At 72.6% G+C, this 25,483-nt stretch carries 20 protein-coding genes; 14 read left to right on the top strand and 6 right to left on the bottom strand.

Annotated elements, in window-relative coordinates:
* Positions 1-12 precede the first annotated feature (12 nt).
* Genes HTZ82_RS00565 through HTZ82_RS00555 form a run of 3 tightly spaced genes read right to left on the bottom strand, consistent with a single transcriptional unit; the run spans position 13 to position 3,187 of the window.
* The gene (locus HTZ82_RS00565) at positions 13-861 is read right to left on the bottom strand and encodes a carbohydrate ABC transporter permease (protein ID WP_175407235.1); all 849 of its coding nucleotides are present in this window, start codon (positions 859-861) and stop codon (positions 13-15) included.
* Positions 858-1,892 (bottom strand): carbohydrate ABC transporter permease, encoded by a 1,035-nt coding sequence (locus tag HTZ82_RS00560; RefSeq protein WP_375540760.1) that lies wholly within the window; start codon positions 1,890-1,892, stop codon positions 858-860. Before HTZ82_RS00560 ends, HTZ82_RS00565 begins: the two co-directional genes overlap by 4 nt.
* A gap of 35 nt (positions 1,893-1,927) precedes the next feature.
* A complete protein-coding gene (locus tag HTZ82_RS00555; protein ID WP_175407234.1) occupies positions 1,928-3,187 on the bottom strand; it encodes an extracellular solute-binding protein in 1,260 nt (419 codons plus the stop codon).
* Positions 3,188-3,620: 433 nt separating this feature from the next.
* Here HTZ82_RS00555 and HTZ82_RS00550 point away from each other — a divergent pair, with 433 nt between their 5' ends.
* Positions 3,621-6,719: a TIM-barrel domain-containing protein gene (locus tag HTZ82_RS00550; protein ID WP_175407249.1), complete on the top strand. Its 3,099-nt coding sequence runs from the start codon at positions 3,621-3,623 to the stop codon at positions 6,717-6,719.
* Positions 6,720-6,902: 183 nt separating this feature from the next.
* Entirely contained in the window at positions 6,903-7,376 is a 474-nt protein-coding gene (locus HTZ82_RS00545) for an ATP-binding protein (RefSeq protein ID WP_254711529.1), read from the top strand.
* On the opposite strand, the gene HTZ82_RS00540 is transcribed toward HTZ82_RS00545, so the two are convergent.
* Both HTZ82_RS00540 and HTZ82_RS00535 read right to left on the bottom strand, forming a co-directional pair.
* On the bottom strand, positions 7,373-8,071 hold the full coding sequence (locus tag HTZ82_RS00540) for a TetR/AcrR family transcriptional regulator (protein ID WP_175407233.1): 699 nt from the start codon (positions 8,069-8,071) through the stop codon (positions 7,373-7,375). The two genes, HTZ82_RS00545 and HTZ82_RS00540, sit on opposite strands and share 4 nt — an antisense overlap.
* A gap of 18 nt (positions 8,072-8,089) precedes the next feature.
* Positions 8,090-9,895 (bottom strand): PucR family transcriptional regulator ligand-binding domain-containing protein, encoded by a 1,806-nt coding sequence (locus HTZ82_RS00535; RefSeq protein ID WP_175407232.1) that lies wholly within the window; start codon positions 9,893-9,895, stop codon positions 8,090-8,092.
* Between the two features lie 373 nt (positions 9,896-10,268).
* Here HTZ82_RS00535 and HTZ82_RS00530 point away from each other — a divergent pair, with 373 nt between their 5' ends.
* The 5 genes from HTZ82_RS00530 to HTZ82_RS00510 all read left to right on the top strand — a co-directional run bounded on the left by HTZ82_RS00530 (position 10,269) and on the right by HTZ82_RS00510 (position 17,107).
* Positions 10,269-11,159 (top strand): xanthine dehydrogenase family protein subunit M, encoded by an 891-nt coding sequence (locus HTZ82_RS00530; RefSeq protein ID WP_175407231.1) that lies wholly within the window; start codon positions 10,269-10,271, stop codon positions 11,157-11,159.
* Between the two features lie 2 nt (positions 11,160-11,161).
* The gene (locus HTZ82_RS00525; protein WP_175407230.1) at positions 11,162-11,767 is read left to right on the top strand and encodes a (2Fe-2S)-binding protein; all 606 of its coding nucleotides are present in this window, start codon (positions 11,162-11,164) and stop codon (positions 11,765-11,767) included.
* The gene (locus HTZ82_RS00520; RefSeq protein ID WP_175407229.1) at positions 11,767-14,178 is read left to right on the top strand and encodes a xanthine dehydrogenase family protein molybdopterin-binding subunit; all 2,412 of its coding nucleotides are present in this window, start codon (positions 11,767-11,769) and stop codon (positions 14,176-14,178) included. Before HTZ82_RS00525 ends, HTZ82_RS00520 begins: the two co-directional genes overlap by 1 nt.
* A 286-nt stretch (positions 14,179-14,464) precedes the next feature.
* Positions 14,465-15,907 carry an NCS2 family permease gene (locus HTZ82_RS00515; protein WP_175407228.1) on the top strand — a complete coding sequence of 481 codons (1,443 nt, stop codon included), beginning with the start codon at positions 14,465-14,467 and terminating at the stop codon, positions 15,905-15,907.
* 63 nt (positions 15,908-15,970) lie between these two features.
* Positions 15,971-17,107: an XdhC family protein gene (locus HTZ82_RS00510; RefSeq protein WP_175407227.1), complete on the top strand. Its 1,137-nt coding sequence runs from the start codon at positions 15,971-15,973 to the stop codon at positions 17,105-17,107.
* 28 nt (positions 17,108-17,135) lie between these two features.
* Here HTZ82_RS00510 and HTZ82_RS00505 read toward each other — a convergent pair whose 3' ends face one another.
* Positions 17,136-18,164 carry a S66 peptidase family protein gene (locus HTZ82_RS00505; protein WP_175407226.1) on the bottom strand — a complete coding sequence of 343 codons (1,029 nt, stop codon included), beginning with the start codon at positions 18,162-18,164 and terminating at the stop codon, positions 17,136-17,138.
* Positions 18,165-18,494: 330 nt separating this feature from the next.
* Between HTZ82_RS00505 and HTZ82_RS00500 the strand changes: the two genes are divergently transcribed.
* The 7 genes from HTZ82_RS00500 (at position 18,495) to HTZ82_RS00470 (ending at position 25,423) form a co-directional block, all read left to right on the top strand.
* Positions 18,495-19,595 (top strand): glutamate--cysteine ligase, encoded by a 1,101-nt coding sequence (locus tag HTZ82_RS00500; RefSeq protein ID WP_175407225.1) that lies wholly within the window; start codon positions 18,495-18,497, stop codon positions 19,593-19,595.
* Positions 19,596-19,736: 141 nt separating this feature from the next.
* On the top strand, positions 19,737-19,910 hold the full coding sequence (locus tag HTZ82_RS00495; protein ID WP_175407224.1) for a hypothetical protein: 174 nt from the start codon (positions 19,737-19,739) through the stop codon (positions 19,908-19,910).
* Between the two features lie 157 nt (positions 19,911-20,067).
* Entirely contained in the window at positions 20,068-20,565 is a 498-nt protein-coding gene (locus tag HTZ82_RS00490) for a DUF5709 domain-containing protein (protein ID WP_175407223.1), read from the top strand.
* A 169-nt stretch (positions 20,566-20,734) separates the two neighbouring features.
* Positions 20,735-21,286 carry a (2Fe-2S)-binding protein gene (locus HTZ82_RS00485; protein ID WP_175407222.1) on the top strand — a complete coding sequence of 184 codons (552 nt, stop codon included), beginning with the start codon at positions 20,735-20,737 and terminating at the stop codon, positions 21,284-21,286.
* A complete protein-coding gene (locus HTZ82_RS00480) occupies positions 21,283-22,281 on the top strand; it encodes a xanthine dehydrogenase family protein subunit M (RefSeq protein ID WP_175407221.1) in 999 nt (332 codons plus the stop codon). The genes HTZ82_RS00485 and HTZ82_RS00480 overlap by 4 nt, the downstream gene beginning before the upstream one ends.
* Before the next feature lie 16 nt (positions 22,282-22,297).
* The gene (locus HTZ82_RS00475) at positions 22,298-24,412 is read left to right on the top strand and encodes a xanthine dehydrogenase family protein molybdopterin-binding subunit (protein ID WP_175407220.1); all 2,115 of its coding nucleotides are present in this window, start codon (positions 22,298-22,300) and stop codon (positions 24,410-24,412) included.
* 93 nt (positions 24,413-24,505) lie between these two features.
* Positions 24,506-25,423 carry a glutaminase gene (locus HTZ82_RS00470; protein ID WP_375540762.1) on the top strand — a complete coding sequence of 306 codons (918 nt, stop codon included), beginning with the start codon at positions 24,506-24,508 and terminating at the stop codon, positions 25,421-25,423.
* The last annotated feature ends 60 nt before the right edge of the window (positions 25,424-25,483 follow it).

Here is a 25,483-nt window from a genome sequence, read left to right as displayed (position 1 = left end):
GTTGCCGACGCGTCATTTGACGGAGCCCGCCGTGAGGCCCGAGACCACATGGCGCTCGATGACGGCGAACAGGACCACCACCGGCACGATGGCGACCAGCGACGCCGCGAAGACCTGGTTCCACTGCACGCTGTAGGCGCCGATCATGTTGTTGATGCCGACGGTCAGGGGCTGGCGTTCGGGCGAGGTGGTGAGCGTCAGGCCCATGATGAACTCGTTCCACGCCGCGATGAATGTGAAGATCACGGCGGTGACGATGCCGGGCATCGCCAGCGGCAGGGTCACCCGGAAGAGGGCGCCGGCCCGGCTGCTGCCGTCCGTCATCGCGGCCTCCTCCAGCTCCACGGGGATCGAGCCGATGTAGGCGCTGATGATCCACACCGCGAAGGCCAGGTTGAACGCCGCGTTGGCGACCATCAGCACCGTGACGGTGTCGAGCAGCCCGAGGGCGTGGAACTCCCGGTAGAGGCCCACCTGAAGGGCCGTCGGCTGGAACATCTGCGTGACCAGGACCAGCAGCAGGAAGGCGCCGCGCCCCCGGAAGCGCATCCGTGCGGTGCAGTAGGCGGCGGGCAGTGCCACCAGCAGCACCAGGAGCGTCGAACCGGCCGCGATCAGCAGGGTGTTGGACAGGTTCTGGCCGAGCGTGGTGTCCGTCCACACCCGGGTGAACGCGGACCAGTCGAAGCGGGACGGCAGATAGCCGTTGTCCCGCAGTTCGCCGGCCGGGCGTGCGGCGGTGATCACCATCTGGGCGTACGGCAGGAGGAAGAGCGCGGCCAGCGCCCACGCCGTCGCGGTGAGCAGAACGGTCCTGGTGCGCGGCCGGGGCCGGGGCCGCGCGGTCGGGGCGGTACTCATCGGTTCACGTCCTCCTTCCAGCCGCTGACCTTCAGGAAGACCAGCACCATCGCGATGACGGCCGCGAAGTTGACCACCGACAGGGCGGCCGACTCGGCCACGTCGTGGCTGCGCAGCATGTACATGAAGACCGTGGTGGTGGCGGTGTCGGCGTTGGGACCGCCCTGGGTCATGCCCCAGATCACGGGGAACGAGTTGAAGACGTTGATCAGGTTGATCACCAGGGCGACCAGGAACGCCGGCCGCAGCAGCGGCAGGGTGATCAGCAGATACGTCTGGAGGCGCGAGGCACCGTCCACGCGGGCCGCCTCGTACACCTCCGCCGGGACGGTCTGGAGCCCGGCGAGGAGGGTGTACGTGGTGAAGGGGAGCGACACGAAGACGGCGACGGCCACGAGCCAGGGCTTGGCGTGGGCGGCGTCCCCGGTCCACGCCTGGGCCGAGTCGATGAGGCCGAGGTCGAGGAGCAGCCGGTTGAGGACGCCCGCGACCTGGTCGAGCATCCAGCGGAAGCCGATCGCGGTCATCAGGACGGAGGCCGCCCAGGGGGCGATGAGCGCCCAGCGCGTGACGCGGCGGCCGGGGAAGCTCTGGTTGAAGAGCTGGGCCAGCGCCAGCGAGATCAGCATGGTGAGCGCCACCACGGCGACCGTCCACAGGGCCGTCCAGGTCAGGACGTCGGGGAGGCGGGGGTCGGCGAACAGCTTGCGGTACTTGCCGAGTCCGGCGGGCCCCTGGTCGATGCCGGAGGTGTCGATCCTCCGCAGCGAGGTGCGGACCATCTCGACGACCGGCCAGACGACGACGCCCAGGATGAGCAGGACGGCGGGGGAGATCCACGGCAGGGCGCCGAGACGCGGCAGCCGGGAGCCGGATCGGGGACGCGGACGGGAACGCGGACGCGGAAGGGAACGCGGACCGGAACGGGGACGCGGACGCGGACGCGGGCGGGGCCCGGCCGACCGGGTGGGCCGGGACGGCCGGCCGGGCCGGTTCGCGGCGTCGGCGGTCGGAGTGGTGCTGCTGGACACGGTGAGCTCTCGTTTCGGGCTACGGCCGCCGGCCGTCACTGTCCTGCCTGCTGCGCGGCCTGCTGGAGCGCGTCCAGGGTCTTCTGCGGTTCGCTGACGGCGCTGCCGATCTGCGTCTTGATCTGTGCGGAGACACCGGGCCAGGTCGGGTCGCTGAGCGGGTAGAAGGTCGCGGTCGGCAGGATGTCGAGGAACGGCTTGAGCGCCTTCTGGGCGGGGTCGTCCTGGAGTGCCGTGCGCGCGGACTGGGTCACGGGCAGCAGGTTGTAGGTCTTGGCGAACCGAACCGTGTGCTCCTTCTGGTAGGCGAAGTCCAGGAACGCCTTGATCTCCTTCTTGTGGCCGCCTTTCTTGAAGGCCATGACCCAGTCGGCGACGCCGAGTGTGGTGGGGCTCTGCTCGTTCCTGCCGGGCATGGCGGTCCAGGTGACGTCCATGCCCTTGAGCTCGGAGAGCTGGCCCGGGAAGCCGTTGAGCATGCCGACCTTGCCGGACGCGAAGTTCTTCGTCAGGTCGGTGCGGTTGACGGACGCGGGGCTCTGCTGGGTGAGGCCCGCGTCGACCCAGCTCTTGAGCTGGGTGAACGTCTCCACGTTGGCGGTGGAGTTGAGGGTGTACGCGCCACCGGAGTCCTGGTAGCCGCCGCGGTTGCCCATCATCCAGATGAACGCCTCGGCCTGGGCCTCCTCCTTGCCGAGCGGGATGCCGAGGGGCACTTCCACGCCGGCCTTCTTGAGGGCGGTCGCCGCGGCCGTGACCTCGGCCCAGGTCTTCGGCGGCTTCTCCGGGTCCAGGCCGGCCTTGCGGAACAGCTCGTTGTTGATCAGGAACATCCGCGCACTGGAGACGAACGGGATGCCGTAGGCGGTGCCGTCCTGGCGGCCGGCGTCGGCCATGGCGGGGATGAGGTCCCCTTCGGTGGCCACCGAGAGCACCTCCGGGACGGAGTACAGCAAGCCGCTCTCGGCGAAGTCCGCGTAGCCCCCGGTCTGGAGGACGTCCGGCTGGTCACCGTTCTGGACCATGGTCTTGACCTGGGCGTCGATGTCGTTCCAGTTGATGACCTGGAGGTCCACCTTGATCGTGGGGTTCTTCTTCTCGAACGCCTCGATCACGCCCTGCCAGTACGCCTGGCTGGGATTGTCGCCGTTGGAGCCGTAGTCGGCCGCGACGAACTTGATCGTGGTGACCCCGTCGGCCGAGGCGCCGGACCCGCCGCTCCCGCACGCCGACAGCGAGAGGGCGAGCGCACCGGCGACTCCGGCGGCGGACAGGGCGAAGAGACGTCGCTTCATGGCAACTACCGCCTTTTGGTACACGAGGACCGGCTCTCGGACCCGGCCTGCGAAGAAGAGAACGAATGCGCGCGAAGCTGAGCAGGTATGGCGCGTAGCGCTCAACTTAGAGCAGACATGCTGGGGGCTGTCACCCGCGTACCGAGGTGAGTTATGGAGTTGTGACCGCCCCGGAGCCCCAAGGCTCCCCATGAGCGGCGATGCGCGTTTTTGCGCGGAGGAGTGGCGTATCAATCACTTGACGTCATTCGGAGGGGCTGTTCTCATGACGCGCAGTACTCGGCACGTGGAGTCCGCGAGCACCGCCGGAGGCGGCGCCCGCATGGCCGGAAAGGCGGCTGCGATGCAACGAAGTTCCATAAGAACCCCGCGTCCACGGGGAGGAGTCCGGGCCCGCGGCAGACGCCCGGCGATCCTGGGCCTGGTGGCGGCCATGGTGGCGGCCGTCCTCTCCGTCGCCGGCCCGGCGACCCCCGCGGCCGCGGCGAGCGCGGGAGACGCCACCGGGGTCAGCCGGTCCGGGAACACCTTCACCGTCAGCACCTCGACGGCGGCGAAGGCCCGCGTGGTGATCGCCCGGTCGGACATCTTCCGGATCTGGCTGTCGCCCGACGGCGGCTTCACCGACGACCCGGCGGGCAACGCCCTCGCCGTCGACACCGACTTCGGGCCGGTGACGGCGAGCGTCACGGACGCCGGCACCTACTACCGGATCAGCACCCCGTCCCTGAACATCCGGGTCCACAAGTCCCCGCTGCGCTTCTCCCTGTACCGCGCCGACAACACCACGCTCGTCTGGGCGGAGTCCCAGCCCCTGTCCTGGACCGGCAGCCAGGCCACCCAGTACCTCACGCAGGGCGCCGACGAGCAGTTCTACGGCACGGGCCTGCGGCTGGGTGAATGGGCACTGCGCGGCAAGACCGTCCCGGTGTCGGTGGCCAACACCTGGAAGGAGAACACCAACGCCAGCCCGGCGCCCTTCTACATGTCGACCAACGGCTACGGCGTGATGCGCAACACCTGGGCGCCCGGCACGTACACCTTCGGCGCGCCCGGCACGTTCACGCACAACGAGAGCCGCTTCGACGCCTGGTACTTCGTCGGCGACTCCCTCAAGGGCGTGCTGGACGCGTACACGGACGTCAGCGGCAAGCCGTTCCTGGCGCCGATGTGGGGCTTCGAGCTCGGCAACGCCGACTGCTGGAACGCCTCCAACCCCGACTACCAGGGCGACCACGACCGGCTGCGCCACCAGACCACCAAGGACGTCCTCGGCTACGCGGCCGACGCCCGCGCCGCCGACATGCCGTCCGGCTGGTTCCTGCCCAACGACGGCTACGGCTGCGGCTACACCGACCTCAAGGCGACCGTCGACGGCCTGAAGGCGAAGGGATTCCAGACGGGTCTGTGGACCTCCACCGGCCTGGCGGACATCGACACCGAGGTCGGCACCGCCGGCAGCCGCGGTGTGAAGACGGACGTGGCGTGGATCGGCCCCGGCTACAAGTACGCGTTCGACGGGGTGCAGCAGGCCGTGGACGGCATCGAGCGCAACTCCGACGCCCGCCGCTACGTGTGGACCGTCGACGGCTGGGCCGGCACCCAGCGCAACGCGGTCGTGTGGACCGGCGACACCCCCGGCACCTGGGACGCCATGCGCTGGCACGTCCCCGCCATCGCCGGCGCGGGCCTGTCCGCACTCAACTACGCCGCGGGCGACGTCGACGGCATCTTCCAGGGCAGCCCCAAGACGTACGTCCGCGACCTGCAGTGGAAGGCGTTCACCCCGGCGTTCATGACGATGTCCGGCTGGGGCGCCACCAACCCCTCCACCGGCTACCAGGACAAGCAGCCGTGGCGGTTCTCCGACCCGTACCTGTCCATCAACCGCAAGTACCTCAAGCTGAAGATGCGGCTGATGCCGTACCTGTACTCGGCGAGCCGCGTCGCCACCGAGACCGGCACGCCCACCGTCCGCGCCATGGTCCTCGAATACCCCGACGACCCCGTGGCACGCGGCAACCAGACGAGCGGCCAGTTCATGTCCGGCGACTCGCTGCTGGTGGCGCCCGTCGTCACCGACACCACCACCCGCGACGGCATCTACCTGCCCGCCGGGACGTGGACCGACTACTGGACGGGCAGGACGTACGCCGGTCCGGGCTGGCTCAACGGCTACTCCGCCCCGCTCGACACCCTTCCGCTGTTCGTGAAGGGCGGCGGCATCGTGCCGATGTGGCCGCAGATGAACTACACCGGTGAGAAGCCGGTCGACACGCTCACCTACGACATCTACCCGCGCGGCTCCTCGACCTTCACCCTGTACGAGGACGACGGCATCACCCGCCAGTACAAGAACGGCGCGTACGCCGAGCAGAAGGTCGACGTCACCGCCCCCGCCTCCGGCACCGGCGACGTCCGCATCGCCGTCGGCGCCGCCACCGGCACGTACGCCGGCAAGCCCGCGTCGCGCGGCTACGAGTTCACCGTCCACGCGGCCGCCGCCCCCAGCGGCGTCACCGTCGACGGCACCGCCCTGCCGGCGCTGACGTCGAAGGCCGCGTACGACTCCGCCGCCACCGGCTGGTACTTCGACGCCGCCGACCGCTCCGGCACCCTGTGGGTCAAGACGGGCGGCAAGTCGGGCGCGTTCACCGTCACCGCGTCCGGGGTGACGCTGCCGCCGGCCACGGAGGTGCCCAGCACGGGCGCGCCGATCTCCAAGGCCGCCTGGAAGGTCGCGTACGCCGACAGCCAGGAGACATCGGCCGAGAACGGCGCCGCCGCCAACGCCATCGACGGCGACCCGGCGACCACGTGGCACACCGCCTACTCCGGCGGCACCGCCGCGCAGCTCCCGCACGAGATCCAGATCGACCTCGGGGCGCGGTACGACGTCGACAGCCTGTCCTACCTGCCGCGCCAGGACGGTGGCAGCAACGGCAACATCGGGTCCTACGAGGTGTACGTCTCCGACACGACGGCGGCCTGGGGCAGTCCCGTCGCCACGGGCGCCTTCGCGGACACCGCGGCCGAGAAGAAGGTCACCTTCGCGCCGAAGACCGGGCGCTACCTACGCCTCAAGGCCCTCACCGAGGCGGGCGACAGCGGCCCGTGGACCAGCGCGGCGGAGATCTCCGCGACCGGCCGCGCCACACCGCTGCCGTCGAACGCGACGCTGGTCAACGCCGCGTCCTCGTCCTGCGCCGACCTCCCGTACGGCGCGACGACGGCAGGCACCGAGCCCACGCTCTACACCTGCCACGGCGGCACCAACCAGCGCTGGACGTTCACGTCCGGCGGCACGCTCACCGGCAAGGACGGTGTCTGCCTCGACGGCTCCGGCACGACGGTCACCGTCCGGTCGTGCGACGGCTCGGCGGGCCAGAAGTGGCAGCTCGGCGCCGAGTCGAGCGTGACCAGCGGCGGCCGCTGCCTCGCCCCCGTCCGCTCGGGCACCGCCAACGGCACCAAGCTGGAACTCGCCACCTGCTCGGCCTCGGCGGCCCAGCGGTGGACCCCCACCGGCTGACCGGGCCCTGAGCGAGCCCTGACCGAGCCCTGACCTGCGCCTCCGGCCGTGCGGCCCACAGCCGGAGGCGCACCGGCTTTGAAAGCCTAGACATCCAAGGTTTTCGAACCTACCGCGGAACAACCGGGCGATTCTCCCCCGCCGCCCACCGCGCCCCGTCCCCCAGGCGCAAAGGAGCCCCCCATGTTCACGGCCGCCATGTCCACCGCCTCACAACCGGACGCACGCCCGCGCGGGATCCACCGGGCCGGGTGCGTCATGCCCGCGACCGTCGAGGCGGTGCCCCTGCTGCGGCGCTTCGCCCTGGACACGGCCCACCGCTGGGGGGTCGGCGAACAGTCCGGCGAGGGCCTCGCCGTCATCGTGACCGAGCTCGTCACCAACGTCGTACGGCACAGCGGCAGCCTCGACGTGGCCGTGCTGCTGACGACCACCGGACGATCCGTCACCCTCCACGTCCAGGACACCGGCCGGTGGCGGCCCCGGCGGCCCCGCCTGCCGGGCGACGACACCGAGGCGTGCTGCGGCCGCGGTCTGCGGCTGGTGCGCGCGTACGCCGTGGACTGCCGCATCGTGCGGTCGGCGCGTGGCACGCGCGTGACGGCGACCCTGGCGCCGGGGGACGAGACCGCGCCGGAAGCACCGGGCGCGTACTAGGGCCCCGCGTGACCGGAGCGCCCCTGGTCGCCGTCCTGGTCGCCGGCAGGGTCGCCGCCCTGGGCCCCGTCCCGCGCGCCGGCCTCGCCATCGGCCCGCTCCCGCTCCACGGCGTCCAGCAGGACATCGCGCAGCCGCCCGATGTCCTCGGCCATGTCGATCGACGGCTCCAGCAGCCACTGGAGCTGCAGACCGTCGGTCGCGGCCAGCAGGACCCGGGCCGCCCAGTCGGCGTCACAGCCCGACACCGGCCCGGCCTCCCTCAGCCCCGGCGGAGGACCGGCGAGCAGCAGCGCCGCGATCTGCCGCCGCAGCGACCGGTACCGCTCCGTGAAGAACACATGACCCGGGTGGTCCGGGTCGGCGGAGGCCGCCGCGATGTCGAGGAACAGCTTCACCAGACCCGGCGTGGCGGCGTTCTGGGCCAGCAGCTCCGTGCGCCAGAGCACGGTCTCCGGCGTGTATACCTCGGCGGCGGCCGTGTCACGGGCTTCGATCACGGCCGTGAGCAGAGCCTCCCGGCTGCCGAAGTGGTGCAGTACACCGGCGTCGGTCATTCCCACCCGCTGGGCGATGTCCCGGACGGACACGCCCCGGCTGCCCGCCTCGGCGTAGGCGGCGAGGGCGGCGTCGAGGATCTGCTGCCGCCTGGCGGCGGTCTTGGCGTACGGGCCGCGGGATCCATGAGTGCTCATCCGAGGAATGTAGCCACCTCACGACATCCGCAGGGCCAGGAAGAAGTCCAGCTTGTCCTCCAGCCGGGACAGGTCACGGCCCGTCAGCTGTTCGATGCGGCCCACCCGGTAGCGCAGCGTGTTCACGTGGAGGTGGAGCCGGCTCGCGCAGCGGGTCCAGGAGCCGTCGGAGTCCAGGAACGCCTCCAGGGTGGGGATCAGCTCCGCGCGGTGCCGCCGGTCGTAGTCGCGCAGCGGGTCCAGGAGGCGGGCCGTGAACGCGCGTCGTACGTCGTCCGGGACGAACGGCAGCAGCAGGACGTGCGACGCCAGTTCGTGGTGGCCCGCCGCGCAGACCCGGCCGGGGCGCGCCGCGGCGACGCGGCGGGCGTGCCGGGCCTCCTCCAGGGCGCCGCGCAGGCCGTCCGCCGAGTGCACGGCGGCGCTGACGCCGAGGGTGAGCCGCCCGTCGCCGTCGAGCCCCGCCGACAGGGGGGCGCGCACGGCGGCCAGCAGCGTCTCGGCGTGCAGCCCCGGGGCGCCGGACACCGCGTCGGCCCCGCCCGTGCCCGTACCGTCCGGGCTCTCGGCGTCCGTCGCGTCCGCGGCCTCCGCCGACGCCGCACCGCCCGCGCCCGCAGCAACCGTGCCCGCAGCAACCGTGCCCGCGCCGCCCGAGCCCGCACCGGCCTGCGGTACCGCGGGCAGCGGTACGAGGGCGATCGCCTCGTCGCCCGTGTGGGCCACCGCGATGCGGTCCGCCGAGTCCGGGCCCGTCGTCGCCGGGTCGACCAGGACCTCCTCCAGGAGCGCCTGCGCGACCGGGCCCGCCTCGACGGCGCCGTCCTCGCCCCATTCGACGCGCGCCACGACGACCTGCCAGTGCGGGGCGGTGCCCAGGCCCGGCAGCAGCACCGGGGCCGCGACGCGCAGCCGGGCGGCGATCTCGGCCGGGGCCGCGCCGGTCTGCACCAGCTCCAGCACCTCCTGCGCCAGGCGGCGGCGCACCGTACGGGCCGCGTCCCTGCGGTCCCGTTCCACGGCGATCAACTGGGTGACGCCCTGGAGCAGATCCAGCCGCGCGGCCGGCCAGTCGCCCGCGTCCGCCTCGACCGCGAGGAGCCAGTCGGACAGCACCGTCTCGCGGACGTCCCTGGCCGCCGGGGTCGCCCCACGGCCGGTGTTACGGATCGGGAAGAGTGAGTAGGTGGTTCCGCCGACGACCGCGCGGTGCGGGCCGCGCCGCCCGGTGCGGGTCGCGGCCAGGTGCTCACCGGCCAGCACCGCCCCGACCTCGGTCGGCAGCGGTGCGCCGGCCCCCGCGATCTGCCGTCCCGTCGGGGACAGCACCCAGGCGTGAAGGTCCAGGTCGGAGCCGAGAAGGTCCAGGACGACCTCCGGGCCGCCGCCCGTGGGACCCGAGGTCATCAGCCGCCTGTGGCGATCCACCACAGCCGCGAGATCGCCCGCACGCTCACCCGAGACCTGTCGAACGACATACTCAGTGATCGTTGCGAATGCAACGGATTCGTTCACTGCGAAGAGCGGGAGCCGGTGGCGCAAACACGCCTCGACGAGATCGTCCGGGATGTCGCCGAGCTCCGCCTCGCCCGCCGCAAGCCCCGCGACGCCCGCCGACGCCAGGATCCGGACGAACGGCTCCGAGTCCGCCGACGTCCGCCGCCACGCCAGGCCGGTGAGCACCAGCTCGCCGCCCGACAGGTACCGGCTCGGGTCCCTCAGGTCCGTCGTCATCACGCCGCGCACGGTGCGGTCGAGCTCGTCTTCTCCGCCGAGCAGCCGCAACCCCAGCGCGTCGGTCTCCAGCAGTGCGCGCAGCCGCATGTCGTCGCCGCCGATCCTTCTCGTGGTGTCTCGTTGTCGTCGGTGACCTGTGGCCACCGTTTCCGGGGGGAAACGGAGAGGTTACTGGTCCTCGCCTTTCGTTCGAATCTACAAGACGAGGAGGGAGACCAGCCAACTCCTTCATGGTTTCGGTGACTGCCTCGGGTGGAGCACCGGTGGGTGTACTGGCTCCACAACGCGTGAACACCAGATGAACACCTTGTCCAGGGCCGGCCGTCCCCGCGCCCCAGCTGAAGAGCCCGATCGCACAGATCACGCCGAACCGGCGTCTCACCGGCCCCTGAGTCAGGGTCCGGCGGGAGAATCCGGCAAAAGGCGTGGATCACGTCATCACGAATGAAGAGAGCCACTCATGGACTTCCTTCGCCCCGCAAGCTGGGAGGAGGCGCTCGCCGCCAAGGCCGAGCACCCCACGGCTGTGCCCATCGCGGGTGGCACCGATGTCATGGTCGAGATCAACTTCGACCACCGGCGGCCCGAGTACCTCCTCGACCTCAACCGCATCGAGCTGCTCCGTGAGTGGGAGGTCGGCGAGGAGAACGTCCAGCTGGGCGCCTCCGTCCCGTACACCCGGATCATGGAGCACCTCCGGGCCGAGCTGCCCGGTCTCGCCCTCGCCTCCCACACCGTCGCGTCCCCGCAGATCCGCAACCGCGGCGGCGTCGGCGGCAACCTCGGCACCGCGTCCCCCGCCGGCGACGCCCACCCGGCCCTGCTGGCCGCGGGCGCCGAGGTCGAGGTCGAGTCGGTGCGCGGCACCCGGTTCATCCCCATCGACGAGTTCTACACGGGCGTCAAGCGCAACGCGCTCCAGCCCGATGAGCTGATCAAGACCGTCCACATCAAGAAGGCCGGCGGCCCGCAGCAGTACTCCAAGGTGGGCACCCGCAACGCCATGGTCATCGCGGTCTGCGCCTTCGGTCTCGCCCTGCACCCCGAGACCCGCACCGTACGGACCGGCATCGGCTCCGCCGCCCCCACCCCGGTCCGCGCCAAGGAGGCCGAGGACTTCCTGAACGCCGCGCTGGAAGAGGGCGGCTTCTGGGACAACGGCAAGATCATCACCCCGTCGATCGCCAAGCAGTTCGCGGAGCTGGCCTCCGGCGCCTGCAACCCGATCGACGACGTACGAGGCACCGCCAAGTACCGCCGGCACGCCGTCGGCATCATGGCCCGCCGCACCCTCGGCTGGACCTGGGAGCAGTACCGCGGCAGCGCCCGCACGCTTGAAGGAGCTGCATAACCATGCGTGTCAATTTCACGGTCAACGGACGCCCCCAGCAGGCCGACGACGTGTGGGAGGGCGAGTCGCTCCTCTACGTCCTGCGTGAGCGCCTGGGCCTGCCCGGCTCCAAGAACGCCTGCGAGCAGGGCGAGTGCGGCTCCTGCACGGTCCGCCTCGACGGCGTGCCGGTCTGTTCCTGCCTGGTCGCCGCCGGCCAGGTCGAGGGCCGCGAGGTCGTCACCGTCGAGGGCCTCGCCGACTACGCCAGGCAGCGCGCCGAGAACGGCGGCGGCTGCGCCACCGGCGCCTGCGGTTCGGCCGGCGCGTCCGGCACCTCGCTCGACGAGGCGAAGCAGTGGTCCGCCAAGGGCACCGACTCCCAGACCGGCGAGGGCGCCGAGCTCTCGCCGATCCAGCAGGCCTTCATCGACGCCGGCGCCGTCCAGTGCGGCTTCTGCACCCCGGGCCTGCTCGTCGCGGCCGACGAGATGCTGGAGAACAACCCGTCCCCGACGGACGAGGACATCCGCGAGGCGCTCTCCGGCAACCTCTGCCGCTGCACCGGTTACGAGAAGATCCTCGACGCGGTCCGCCTGGCGGCCGCCCGCCAGGGGGAGGCAGTCTGATGGTTCAGCACACCCGGGTCGCGTCCGCCCCGGCGGGCACCCCCACCAAGGTCACTCAGAGCTCCCAGGGCACCAAGGGCGGCATCGGCGAGTCCACGCTCCGCCCCGACGGCACCCTGAAGGTCACCGGCGAGTTCGCCTACTCCTCGGACATGTGGCACGAGGACATGCTGTGGGGCCAGATCCTCCGCTCCACCGTCGCCCACGCCGAGATCGTCTCCATCGACACCTCCGAGGCCCTCGCCCAGGCCGGTGTGTACGCCGTCCTCACGTACGACGACCTGCCCACCGACGTGAAGAACTACGGCCTGGAGATCCAGGACACCCCGGTCCTCGCCAACGGCGTCGTACGCCACCACGGCGAGCCCGTCGCCCTCGTCGCCGCCGACCACCCGGAGACCGCGCGGCGCGCAGCCGCCAAGATCAAGGTCGAGTACAGGGAGCTGCCCGTCGTCACCGACGAGGCCTCCGCGACCGCCCCCGACGCGCCCCTGCTCCACCCGGGCCGCGACGACCACCACGCCGGACACGTCCCGCACCCGAACATCGTGCACCGCCAGCCGATCGTCCGCGGCGACGTGGCGGAGGCCCGCAAGCGGGCCGACGTGATCGTCGAGGGCGAGTACACCTTCGGCATGCAGGACCAGGCGTTCCTCGGCCCCGAGTCCGGTCTCGCCGTGCCGTCCGAGGACGGCGGGGTCGACCTGTACGTCGCCACCCAGTGGCTGCACTCCGACCTGCGCCAGATCGCCCCCGTCCTCGGCCTGCCCGAGGAGAAGGTCCGGATGACGCTCTCCGGCGTCGGCGGCGCCTTCGGCGGCCGCGAGGACCTGTCCATGCAGATCCACGCCTGCCTGCTGGCGCTGCGCACCGGCAAGCCCGTCAAGATCGTCTACAACCGCTTCGAGTCGTTCTTCGGGCACGTCCACCGGCACCCGGCGAAGCTCTACTACGAGCACGGCGCCACCAAGGACGGCAAGCTCACCCACATGAAGTGCCGGATCGTCCTGGACGGCGGCGCCTACGCCTCCGCGTCCCCGGCCGTCGTCGGCAACGCCTCCTCGCTGAGCGTCGGCCCGTACGTCGTCGACGACGTCGACATCGAGGCGATCGCCCTCTACACCAACAACCCGCCCTGCGGCGCCATGCGCGGCTTCGGCGCGGTCCAGGCGTGCTTCGCGTACGAGGCGCAGATGGACAAGCTCGCCAAGAAGCTCGGCATGGACCCGGTCGAGTTCCGGCAGCTCAACGCCATGGAGCAGGGCACGATCATGCCGACCGGGCAGCCGGTCGACTCCCCGGCCCCGGTCGCGGAGCTGCTGCGCCGCGTCAAGGCCCGCCCGCTGCCGCCGGAGCGCCAGTGGGAGACCACGGAGGGCGCCGACGTACGCGCGCTGCCCGGCGGCCTGTCCAACACCACGCACGGCGAGGGCGTCGTCCGCGGTGTCGGCTACGCGGTCGGCATCAAGAACGTCGGCTTCTCCGAGGGCTTCGACGACTACTCCACCGCCAAGGTGCGCATGGAGGTCATCAACGGCGAGGCCGTGGCCACCGTGCACACCGCGATGGCCGAGGTCGGCCAGGGCGGCGTCACCGTGCACGCCCAGATCGCCCGCACGGAGCTGGGCGTTACCCAGGTGACCATCCACCCGGCCGACACCCAGGTCGGCTCCGCCGGCTCCACCTCCGCGTCCCGCCAGACGTACGTCACCGGCGGCGCCGTGAAGAACTCCTGCGAGCTGGTCCGCGAGAAGGTCCTGGAGCTGGGCCGCCGCAAGTTCGGCACCTACCACCCGGCCTGGGCCACCGCCGAGCTGCTCCTGGAGGGCGGCAAGGTCGTCACCGACGGCGGCGAGGTCCTCGCCGACCTGACGGACGTCCTGGAGAACGAGGTCGTCGAGATCGAGGCCGAGTGGCGGCACCGCCCCACCGAGGCGTTCGACCTGCGCACCGGCCAGGGCAACGGCCACGTCCAGTACTCGTTCGCCGCGCACCGCGCCGTCGTCGAGGTGGACACCGAGCTCGGCCTGGTCAAGGTCATCGAGCTGGCCTGCGCCCAGGACGTCGGCAAGGCGCTCAACCCGCTGTCCGTCATCGGCCAGATCCAGGGCGGTACGACCCAGGGCCTGGGCGTGGCGGTCATGGAGGAGATCGTCGTCGACCCGAAGACCGCGAAGGTGCGCAACCCGTCCTTCACGGACTACCTCATCCCCACGATCCTCGACACGCCGACCATCCCGGTCGACGTGCTCGAACTCGCCGACGAGCACGCCCCGTACGGGCTGCGCGGCATCGGCGAGGCCCCGACCCTGTCGTCCACGCCGGCCGTCCTCGCGGCGATCCGGAACGCGACGGGGCTGGAACTCGACAGGACGCCGGTGCGCCCCGAGCACCTCACCGGCACGAACTAGGTCCCCGGGGGGCTTCGTCCCCCGGGACCCCGAACCCTCCGGGCGGGAGCGTGCCTCCCAGGAACGTCACAAGTCCGCGGCCCGCCCCCGCCCGGAGCAACCCCCCCACATCCCCCACAGCCCCACCCCCCACAGGCAGTACCCGGCAGTACCAGCAGTACCAGCAGTACCCAGTTCGTCTCGGGCCGTCCCCCGGGTCGTGCAGCCAAGCACCATCCCAAATCCCGCACACAAGACCCGGAACCGGAGTCCGCGGGTGCCCCTTTGAACCTTGGGAGTAGGCACCATGACCCAGTCGTCAGTGGAGCCGAAGACCGTCTCGGAAGACGCGGGCGAAGGCACGCGCATCCCCGCCGGACGATCTTGGCTCGATCGGTACTTTCACATCACGCACAGAGGATCCACCATCTCCCGCGAGGTGCGTGGCGGCATCACCACCTTCATGGCGATGGCGTACATCCTCCTGCTCAACCCGCTGCTGCTCGGGGGAGAGGACGCGCTCGGAGACAAGCTGAGCCAGCCCGCCCTCATCACCGCCACGGCCCTCGCGGCGGCGGTCACCACCCTGGCGATGGGCATCATCGGCAAGGTCCCGCTCGCGCTGGCGGCGGGCCTCAGCGTCGCGGGCGTCCTGTCCACACAGGTCGCCCCCAACATGACGTGGCCGCAGGCCATGGGCATGTGTGTCATCTACGGCGCGGTGATCTGCCTCCTGGTGGTCACCGGCGTCCGTGAAGTCATCATGAACGCGATCCCGCTGGCCCTGAAGCACGGCATCACGATCGGCATCGGCCTGTTCATCGCGATGATCGGCTTCGTCAACGCCGGCTTCGTCGGCAAGAGCGAGGGCGGCGGACCCGTCACGCTCGGTGTCGGCGGCTCGCTCACCGGCTGGCCGGTCGTCCTCTTCACCGTCACCCTGCTGCTGATCTTCATGCTCCAGGCACGCAAGGTGCCCGGCGCCATCCTCCTCGGCATCATCGCCGGCACGGTCATCTCCGTGATCGCCACCGCCGCCGGCTGGATCAAGGAAGAGGCCTGGGGCGGCAGCGCGCCCATCCTGCACGGCAGCGTCGTGTCCATGCCCGACTTCTCGCTCTTCGGGCAGGTCGAGTTCGGCGGCTGGGAGAAGCTCGGCTACGCCGCCGTCGGCATGATCGTCTTCACGCTGGTCCTCGCCGGCTTCTTCGACGCGATGGCCACCATCATCGCCGTCGGCCAGGAGGCCAAGCTGGCCGACGGGGCCGGCCGGATGCCCGGACTCAACAAGGCGCTGTTCATCGACGGCGCGGGCGGCGCGATAGGCGGCGCCACGAGCGCCTCCGGCCAGACCGTCTTCATCGAGTCCGCCACGGGCGTCGGCGAAGGCGCCCGTACGGGCCTGTCGGCATCGGTCACCGGCCTGTTCTTCGCCGCGTGCCTGTTCTTCACGCCGCTCACCCAGCTCGTACCGGGCCAGGTGGCGTCCGCCGCCCTCGTCGTGATCGGCGCGATGATGCTGCAGAACGCCCGCCACGTCGACTGGAGCGACTGGTCCGTCGCCGTGCCGGTCTTCCTGACGGTCGTGCTGATGCCGTTCACCTACACCATCACCACGGGTGTCGGCGCCGGTGTCATCGCCTTCTGCGCCATCAAGGCGGCACAGGGCAAGTGGCGGGAGCCGAGCGTCCTCATGTGGATCCTCTCGGCGGTGTTCGTCTTCTACTTCGCCACCGGCACCGGACACTGACGGCTCCACCACGCCACAACGGAACCCCTCCGCACATCCACGAGAAGCCCCAAGGAGGCCGACATGCTGGACATCGCCGAAGAGCTCGGCCGGTGGGTCGAGCAGGGGCGTGACTTCGCCGTCGCCACCGTCGTGGCGGTCAGCGGCAGCGCGCCCCGCCAGCCGGGGGCCGCGCTCGCCGTCGACCGCGACGGCACGGCGATCGGCTCGGTCTCCGGCGGATGTGTGGAGGGGGCCGTGTACGAACTGTGCCAGCAGGCGATCGAGGACGGTCTGACCGTACGCGAACGCTTCGGCTACAGCGACGAGGACGCCTTCGCCGTCGGCCTCACCTGCGGCGGCGTCATCGACGTCCTCGTCACCCCGGTCCGCGGCGGGGTCTACCCCGCCGCCCTGGCGGCCGCCGCCGGAGGGGAGGCGGCGGCCCTCGCCAGGCTCACCGACGGCCCTGCAGACCTGATGGGCACCGCCCTCCTCGTCCACGCCGACGGCTCGTACGAGGGCGGGCTCGGCGGCCACCCGGAGCTGGACCGCACCGCCGCCGCCGAGGCCCGCGCCCTGCTGGACGCCGGCCGCACCGGCACGGTCACCATCGGCGAGGACGGCTCCCGCTGCGGGCAGCCGCTGACGCTGCTGGTCGAGTCCAGCGTCCCGCCCCCGCGCATGATCGTCTTCGGCGCCATCGACTTCGCGTCGGCCCTGGTACGGGTCGGCAGGTTCCTCGGCTACCACGTCACGGTCTGCGACGCGCGGCCCGTGTTCGCGACCGCCGCCCGCTTCCCGGACGCCGACGAGATCGTCGTCGGCTGGCCCCACGAGTACCTGGAGTCGACGCGGGTCGACGCCCGTACGGTGCTGTGCGTCCTGACGCACGACGCCAAGTTCGACGTACCGCTCCTCCAGCGGGCCCTGCGCCTCCCCGTGGCGTACGTCGGCGCGATGGGCTCCCGCCGCACCCACGAGGACCGCAACCGCCGGCTGCGCGAGGTCGGCGTCACCGAGCTCGAACTCGCCCGGCTCCGCTCGCCCATCGGCCTCGACCTGGGCGCCCGCACCCCGGAGGAGACCGCCCTCTCCATCGCCGCAGAGATCGTCGCCGACCGCCGCGGCGGCACCGGCGTCTCGCTGACCGGCGCCCACACCCCCATCCACCACGACGGCCCGGACGCCCCGGCCGGCCCCGTGGAGTCGGTCGCCTGAACCGGGTGCCCCGGGCCTGTGGCGGGGGTCAGTCCAGCGTCTGGGTCAGCTCCTGCCGTGTCGCCGTGCGCACGACGCGGGCGCGTGCGCCGTTGACGAGCGGCATGTACGGCGGCACGTGGCCGCACTCGACGTCCGCGACGATGGGCACGCCCAGCGGTCCGAGGGCGTCCAGGACCGCCTCGTGCTGCGACAGCGACGGCCGCCCGGGCGCCGACGTACGGCCGACGAGAACCGCGTTAGCGGCGTCGAAGAACCCGGCGAGGCGCATGCCGTGCAGGGCGCGGCAGACGGCGAACGCGTCGGCCTCCGCCGCCTCGACGTACACCAGCAGCGCCTCGGGCGCGTGCGTACGGGCGAAGGCGGAGACGTCCCCGTACGGGCTCCCCACCACGTGGCTCAGCGTCTCGACGCAGCCGCCGACGAGCCGCCCCTCGACGTCCACGTCCCCCTCGCCGTCCAGGCGCGTCCACGTGCCGGGCGTGTCCAGCGTCCAGGTGTCCACCTCCGGGTGGGCGCGGTAGTCGTCCCAGCCGGAGGAGCGGTGGCGTCCTGGCGGGGTCTGCGTGAAGCCGGCGCCGCGCGGCAGCGCGACGACGTCCAGCCACGAGAGCAGGCCGTCCGGCACCGCGTACGGCGTGTCCATGAGGTTGTTGCCGTGCAGCGTCGCCGTGCCGGTGAGCAGCGTCAGGGGCGTGAGGAGCGTCGACAGGTCCGAGTAGCCGACGAGCCAGGTGGGTTCGGCGGCCCGCAGCCGGTCCCAGTCGAGCAGCGGGATCAGGTCGATCGCCGTCTCGCCGCTCCACGGCGGGACCACGGCCCGGATGTCCGGGTCGGTCAGCATCGCCGTCAGCTCCGCCGCACGGTCGGCGGCGGGCGCGCTGACATGGCCGCTGCCGTCCATGCAGGCGCCGACGACGACGTCGTAACCACGCGCCTCGACGGTGCGTACGGCCACGTCGAGGCGGGCGCGCAGCTCCTTGTCGACGCCGCTGGACGGGGAGGTGACGGCGACGCGGTCGCCGGGACGCAGGGGGCGGGGGTATCGCAGGGTCATGCGGAGGGAGTCTGCCACGCGGCCTGCCGGGCCCTCCTGGGGATTTACCGCTGGTCGGGCCGGTGCGGCGGCGGGGGAGGAGGGGCGGCGCCGCACGGCGGAGGCGTCAGGGAGCGGAGGGCCGGGGCCGCGGGCGGCGCGGGCGGCGGGAACTCGCCAGATACCGGCGGGGGGCCTCCGGGGCGGTGCGCGGGGCGGCCGGACCAGGGATGATGGTGCGTCCAGAAGTCCCGTTCCGTGCCGCTCAGTTCAGATCAGTTCCGATCCGTCAGCAAGTCCGGCAGTTCCGTCAGTTGTCCCTTCAGGATGTGACCGGAAAGGCGGGTTCTTTTGCGCAGCGTAGGAGTGGAGGAGGAACTCCTCCTCGTGGACCCGCGGACGGGGGAGCCACGCGCGCTCTCCGCAGCCGTACTGGCCATCGCGGCCAAGCAGAGCCAGGGCAGGCCGCACGCCTTCACGAAGGAGTTGCAGAGCCAGCAGCTGGAGTTCGGGACCTGTCCCCGCACCGCGATGGGCGAGCTCGCCGCCGAGATCGAGCGCTGCCGCGCGGAGGCCGGGCAGCTCGCCGAGGAGGCGGGCGCCGCCGTCGTCGCGCTCGCGACGTCGCCGCTCCCGGTGGGGCCCGCGCTCAACGACGGCAAACGCTACCGGTGGATCCAGGAGCACTTCGGGCTCACCGCGCTCGAACAGCTCACCTGCGGATGCCACGTCCATGTGTCGGTCACATCGGACGAGGAAGGAGTCGCCGTACTCGACCGGATCCGGCCGTGGCTGTCGGTGCTGCTCGCACTGAGCGCCAACTCGCCCTTCTGGCAAGGGCACGACAGCGGCTACCACAGCTACCGCAGCCGGGTGTGGGGCCGCTGGCCCTCGGCCGGGCCCGTAGAGCTGTTCGGCTCCGCCGACCGCTACCACGCCCAGGTCCGCGACCTGGTGGACACCGGGGTCGTCCAGGACGAGGGCATGATCTACTTCGACGCCCGGCTGTCGAGCCGCTACCCGACGGTCGAGATCCGCGCCGCCGACGTCTGCCTGGACGCCTCCACGACGGTCCTCGTCGCGACCCTCGCCCGCGCCCTCGTCGACACCGCCGCCCGCGAATGGCGGGAGGGCAGGCCCCCGGCCGGCCACGGCATCGGCGTCCTGCGCGCCGCGGCCTGGCGGGCGGGACGCTCGGGCCTGGAGGCCGACCTCCTGCACCCCCTCACGATGCGCCCCACCGCCGCGGAACGCGTCGTCCAGGCCCTCTTCCACCACGTCGAGGACGCCCTCGACGAGAACGGCGACCTCGCCCATGCCCGCAAGGCCCTCGACGACCTCCTGAGCAGCGGCAACGGCGCCCACGTCCAGCGCCGTCTGCTCCGCCGCCACGGCAGCCTCGCGGCGGTGGTGGCGGAGTGCGTCCGCCGCACCCAGGAGGGAGTCCGCTGAGCCCAGGAGGGAGTCCGCTGAGCCCCGCCGGCCCGACGTGATCCGGAACACTGCGGGGAATCCGTATGGAATCCATGGTTCCGGGCAGACGCCGGTGCGCGACCCGTCCCCCTCCCGTACAGCGCACCAAGGAGCACCCGTATGACCGCTCGTCCCCAGAGCCCCGCGTCCCCGATCTACGACCAGCTCGTCGAGGAGCACGGCGACGTCCTCAACGAGGCGAGGCGGCTGGCCGAGATAACCCACCAGCAGGCCGACCGGATGCTGAGCTGGGACACGCCCGGGCTCATGCCCGAGTACGCCGAGCCCTCCTGACCCCGGCCTGAGAGGCCGCTCCCGAGCACCCCGCCGTCGCCCGCTTGCACGGCGCCCGGGGTGCCGGGAGGTGTGACCTGGCCCAGGCTGGATACGCGGGCAGCGAAGCGAGCCGCGGCGTACAGAGGCGGACGAAGCAGCACACCGGGAGCCGGCCATGGGTACCGAAGAGACGATGGGCGACGAGGTCTACCAGCCCGACCGCACCGACGACCGCGAGGTCCGGGAGGACCACGGCGTACTCGATCCGGAGGACACCCTCGTGGACCGGGCCGCCAACCCGTACGACGAGGGATACTCGCCCCCCGAACGGCCGCTGGGCGCCGAACACGTCGGCACCACGGCCCGCGAGCAGCGGGAGGGCGAGACGCTCGACCAGCGGCTCGGCGAGGAGGTACCCGATCCGTCCCAGAGCCCGGACGGCCCCGACCCGGACGCCAACGGCATCGGCGACCTGCCCGGCGGCATGGGCGAGCCGTACGACGACCAGGTGGGCCGCCGCCGCTCCGGCCGGCTCGTCGCCCCCGACGAAGGCGTCCGCGAGGACAGCGAGAAGGACGTCGTCGGCCGGGACGTCGGCGTCGACGGCGGCGCCGCGTCCGCCGAGGAGGCAGCCGTCCACGAGGTCCCGCCCGACGGCGAATACACCCAGTGACGGCCGCGCCCCCTGTGACAGCCGCCGGCCCTGTGACGGCCGCCCACCTGACAGCCGCCCCGACGCCGCGCCGACGCCGCGCCGACGCCGCGCCGACGCCGCGCCGACGCCGCCCCGAACGCCGTCCCGAACGCCGCCCCCACCCGCCGTACCGGAAGGCCAGGCTCCCGTGCAGCCCACCCCCCAGCCCCCGCCGCAGGACCCGTACCACTCGCCCGTCACGCTCCGGGTGAACGGCACCGCCCGGTCCCTCACCGTCGACCACCGCGCCACGCTCCTCGACGTGCTGCGGGAGCGGCTGGACCTCACCGGCGCCAAGAAGGGCTGCGACCACGGCCAGTGCGGCGCCTGCACCGTCCTCGTCGACGGGCGCCGCGCCAACAGCTGCCTGCTCCTCGCCGTCGCCCTCGACGGGTCCGACGTCACCACCGTCGAAGGGCTCGCAACGGACGACGCCCTGCACCCGCTCCAGCAGGCCTTCCTCGACCGCGACGCCTTCCAGTGCGGCTACTGCACCCCCGGCCAGCTCTGCTCGGCCGTCGGCGTCCTCGCCGAAGCCGCCGCCGGGCACCCGTCCCTCGCCACCGAGGCCGGCGCGCCACCCGCCCAGGGCCCCGTCCCGCTGACGCCCGACGAGATCCGCGAACGCATGAGCGGCAACCTGTGCCGCTGCGGCGCCTACCCCCACATCGTCCAGGCCGTCGAGGACGTGATCCGGTGAAGCCCTTCACGTACGTACGCGCCCGCACCGTCGACGAGGCCACCGCCGCCCACGCCGGCCGCCCCGGCGCCCGCTACCTCGCCGGCGGCACCAACCTGGTCGACCTCATGAAGCTCGGCGTCGAGACCCCGGACGTCCTCGTCGACGTCACCCGGCTGCCCCTCGACGACATCCAGGAGCTCCCCGACGGCGGCCTGCGCGTCGGCGCCACCGTCCGCAACAGCGACCTCGCCGCACACCCCCTGGTCCGCGCCCGGTACGCCGCCGTGTCCCGGGCGCTGCTGTCCGGCGCGTCCGGCCAGCTCCGCAACACCGCCACCACCGGCGGCAACCTCCTCCAGCGCACCCGCTGCCCCTACTTCCAGGACCTGTCCAAGCCCTGCAACAAACGCGCCCCCGGCACCGGCTGCGGCGCCCGCGACGGCATCCACCGCGACCACGCCGTGCTCGGCGCCTCCCTCCACTGCATCGCCACGCACCCCTCCGACCTCGCCGTCGCCCTCGCCGCCCTCGACGCCGACGTCGAACTCCACGGCCCGGACGGGCCCCGCACCGTGCCCGTGGCCGAGTTCCACCGGCTGCCCGGCGACCGGCCCGAACTCGACACCGTCATCCGGCCCGGCGAGCTGATCACCGGCGTCACACTGCCCGCCGCCACCGCCGGACTGCCCTCCGCCTTCCGCAAGGCCCGCGACCGCGCCTCGTACGCCTTCGCGCTCGCCTCTGCGGCCGCCGTCCTCGCCCTCGACGACCACGGCTCCGTACGGCACGTGGCGCTCGCGTTCGGCGGCCTCGCCCACCGGCCCTGGCGGGCCCGCGGCGCCGAAGCGGCCCTGCTCGGCGCCGCCCCGACCCCGGCGAACATCTCGCGCGCGCTGGGCGATGAGCTGGACGCCGCCGAGCCGCTCCGCGACAACGCGTACAAGACCGAACTCGCCCGGCGGCTCGCCGCGGCCGTCCTCACCGGCCTCGCCGCCGCCCCGCACCAGCCCTGACCGGAGAGAGGACCCCATGGCCGCCCGCCCGAACGCCGTACTAGGCGCACCCGCCGAGCGCATCGAAGGCCGCGACAAGGTCACCGGCTCCGCCCGCTACGCCGCCGAGCACACCCCGCCCGGCTGCGCCTACGCCTGGCCCGTCCCCGCAGGCGTCACCTGCGGCCGGATCACCTCCGTCGACACCGCGGCCGCCCTCGCCGTGCCGGGCGTCCACACCGTCCTCACCCCGTTCGACGCGCCCCGCTTCGCCGTGCCCCCCGACGACCCGGAGCTCGACGTCCTCCAGTACGACACCGTCCCGCACCGCGGCTGGTACATCGCCCTCGCCGTCGCGGACACCCTGGAGAACGCCCGCGCCGCCGCGGCAGCCGTCCGCGTCACCTGCGCCGACCACGGCGACGAACCCGAGCCACACGACGTCGTACTCGCCGAGGACCACCCCGACACGTACACGCCCGAGGAGGCCAACGGCGGCTACCCCGCCCACCGCGAGCGCGGCGACGCGGACGCCGCCTTCGCCGCGGCCCCCGTGCGCGTCGACACCGCCTACCGCGTGCCGCCCCTGCACAACCACCCCATGGAGCCGCACGCCGCCACCGCCCACTTCGCCGGCGGCCGGCTCACCGTCTACGACTCCAGCCAGGGCAGCACCTACGTACGCGCCGTACTCGCCGCCCTCTTCGGCCTCCCCGAGGACCGCGTCACCGTCGTCTCCGAGCACGTCGGCGGCGGCTTCGGCTGCAAGGGCACCCCGCGCCCGCACGTCGTGCTCGCCGCCATGGCCGCCATCCACACCGGCCGCCCCGTCAAACTCGCCCTGCCCCGCCGCCACCTCCCCGCCGTCACCGGGCACCGCGCCCCCACCCTCCACCGGCTGCGGCTCGGCGCCGAACACGACGGCACCCTCATCTCCGTCAGCCACGAGGTCACCACGCACACCTCCCGCATCACCGAGTTCGTCGAGCAGGCCGCCGTCCCCGCCCGCGTCATGTACGCGTCCCCGCACAGCCTCACCACCCACCGCGTCGTCCCCCTCGACGTGCCCAGCCCGTCCTGGATGCGCGCCCCCGGCGAGACCCCCGGCATGTACGTACTCGAATCGGCCATGGACGAACTGGCCGACGCCGTCGGCATGGACCCGGTCGAACTGCGCGTCCGCAACGAACCCGCCGCCGAACCCGACAGCGGCCGCCCCTTCAGCAGCCGCCACCTCGTCGACTGCCTCCGCGAGGGCGCCCGCCGCTTCGGCTGGCACCACCGCGACCCGCGCCCCGGGGCCCACCGCGACGGCCCCCTCCTCGTCGGCACCGGCGTCGCAGCCGCCACCTACCCCGCGTACGTGTCGCCCTCCACGGCGACCGCCACCGCGTACCCCGACGGCACGTACACCGTCCGCGTCAACGCCACCGACATCGGCACCGGCGCCCGCACCGTGCTCGCCCAGATCGCCGCCCAGGCACTGGAGGTGCCCCTCGACGCCGTACGCATCGAGATCGGCAGCACCCGGCTGCCGCGCGCCCCGCTCGCCGGCGGCTCGTCCGGCACCGCGTCCTGGGGCTGGGCCGTCCACCAGGCCTGCACCGACCTGACGACCGCCGTCGCCAAGCACGAGGGCCCCCTCCCGGACGACGGGCTCACGGCCGCCGCCGACACCACCGACGAGGCCCGCCGCACACCCCCGTACGCCCGGCACGCCTTCGGCGCCCAGTTCGCGGAGGTCCAGGTCGACACGGTCACCGGCGAAGTGCGGGTCCGGCGCATGCTCGGTGTGTTCGCCGCCGGGCACATCCTGAACCCGCGCACCGCGCGCTCCCAGCTCACCGGCGGCATGATCATGGGCCTCGGCATGGCCCTCACCGAGGACGGCCCCATGGACGCCGCCCACGGCGACTTCGCGGCGAGCGACCTCGCCTCCTACCACGTGCCCGTCCACGCCGACGTGCCCGCCGTCGAGGCGCACTGGATCGACGAGCACGACAGCCTCCTCAACCCCATGGGCAGCAAGGGCATCGGCGAGCTCGGCATCGTCGGCGCGGCCGCGGCGGTCGGCAACGCCGTCCACCACGCCACGGGCGTCCGCTTCCGCGAGCTGCCCCTCACCCCGGACCGGGTCCTGCCCGCCCTGTAGGACACCGGGGGCGGAGCCCCCACGCGGGTGCGCGCAGCGTGCACAATGGGGGCGTTCGAACGCACCATCGCACACGACGGAGTGAGCACGCCCGTGGCCGCCGCCTTCCAGTCCGTACTCGACCAGATCGCGGCCGACATCGCCGCCCGCCCGGGCCGGGGCCGCCCCGCCGACTACATCCCGGCGCTCGCGGAAGCCGACCCGCGCAGCTTCGGCATGGCCGTCGCGGAGCTCGACGGCACGGTCTACGGCGTGGGCGACTGGCGGCAGCCGTTCTCGGCGCAGTCCATCACCAAGGCGTTCACGCTGGCCCTCGCACTCTCCCTGGAGGGCGACGCCCTGTGGGAGCACGTGGGCCGGGAGCCCTCGGGCAACCCGTTCAACTCCCTGGTGCAGCTCGAGTACGAGAACGGCATCCCCCGCAACCCGTTCATCAACGCGGGCGCCCTCGTCGTCACCGACCGGCTCCACACCCTGACCGGTGACGCGTCGGGTGCGCTGCGCGAGTTCCTGCGCGCCGAGAGCGGCAACCCCGGCCTGGACTTCGACGAGAAGGTCGCCGCGTCCGAGGCCGCGCACGGGGACCGCAACGCCGCCCTGGGCTACTTCATGGCCTCGTACCGGAACATCGGCAACGCCGTGCCGGACCTCCTCGACCAGTACTTCCGGCAGTGCTCCCTGGAGGCGTCCTGCGCGGACCTGGCCCTCGCGGCCGGGTTCCTCGCCCGGCACGGCATCCGCGCCGACGGCTCGTCGCTGCTCACGCGCAGCCAGGCCAAGCAGGTCAACGCCGTCATGCTGACGTGCGGGACGTACGACGCGGCCGGCGACTTCGCGTACCGCGTCGGGCTGCCCGGCAAGAGCGGCGTCGGCGGCGGCATCATCGCGGTCGTCCCCGGCCACTGCACCCTGTGCGTGTGGAGCCCCGGCCTGGACGAGCGCGGCAACTCGGTGGCGGGAGTCGCCGCGCTCGACCGCTTCACGACCCTGACGGGCCTGTCCGTGTTCTGAGTCCGATGTCCGGCGGCCGGTCGGCTCCGGTGGCCGCGGCGCAGCTGTACGCCCCACAGT

The sequence above is a fragment of the Streptomyces sp. TRM64462 genome (genome assembly GCF_013362995.1).
Lineage (GTDB): Bacteria > Actinomycetota > Actinomycetes > Streptomycetales > Streptomycetaceae > Streptomyces.
Note: the sequence above shows the minus strand (reverse complement) of the source record. Positions and strands in the feature narration are given on the sequence as shown.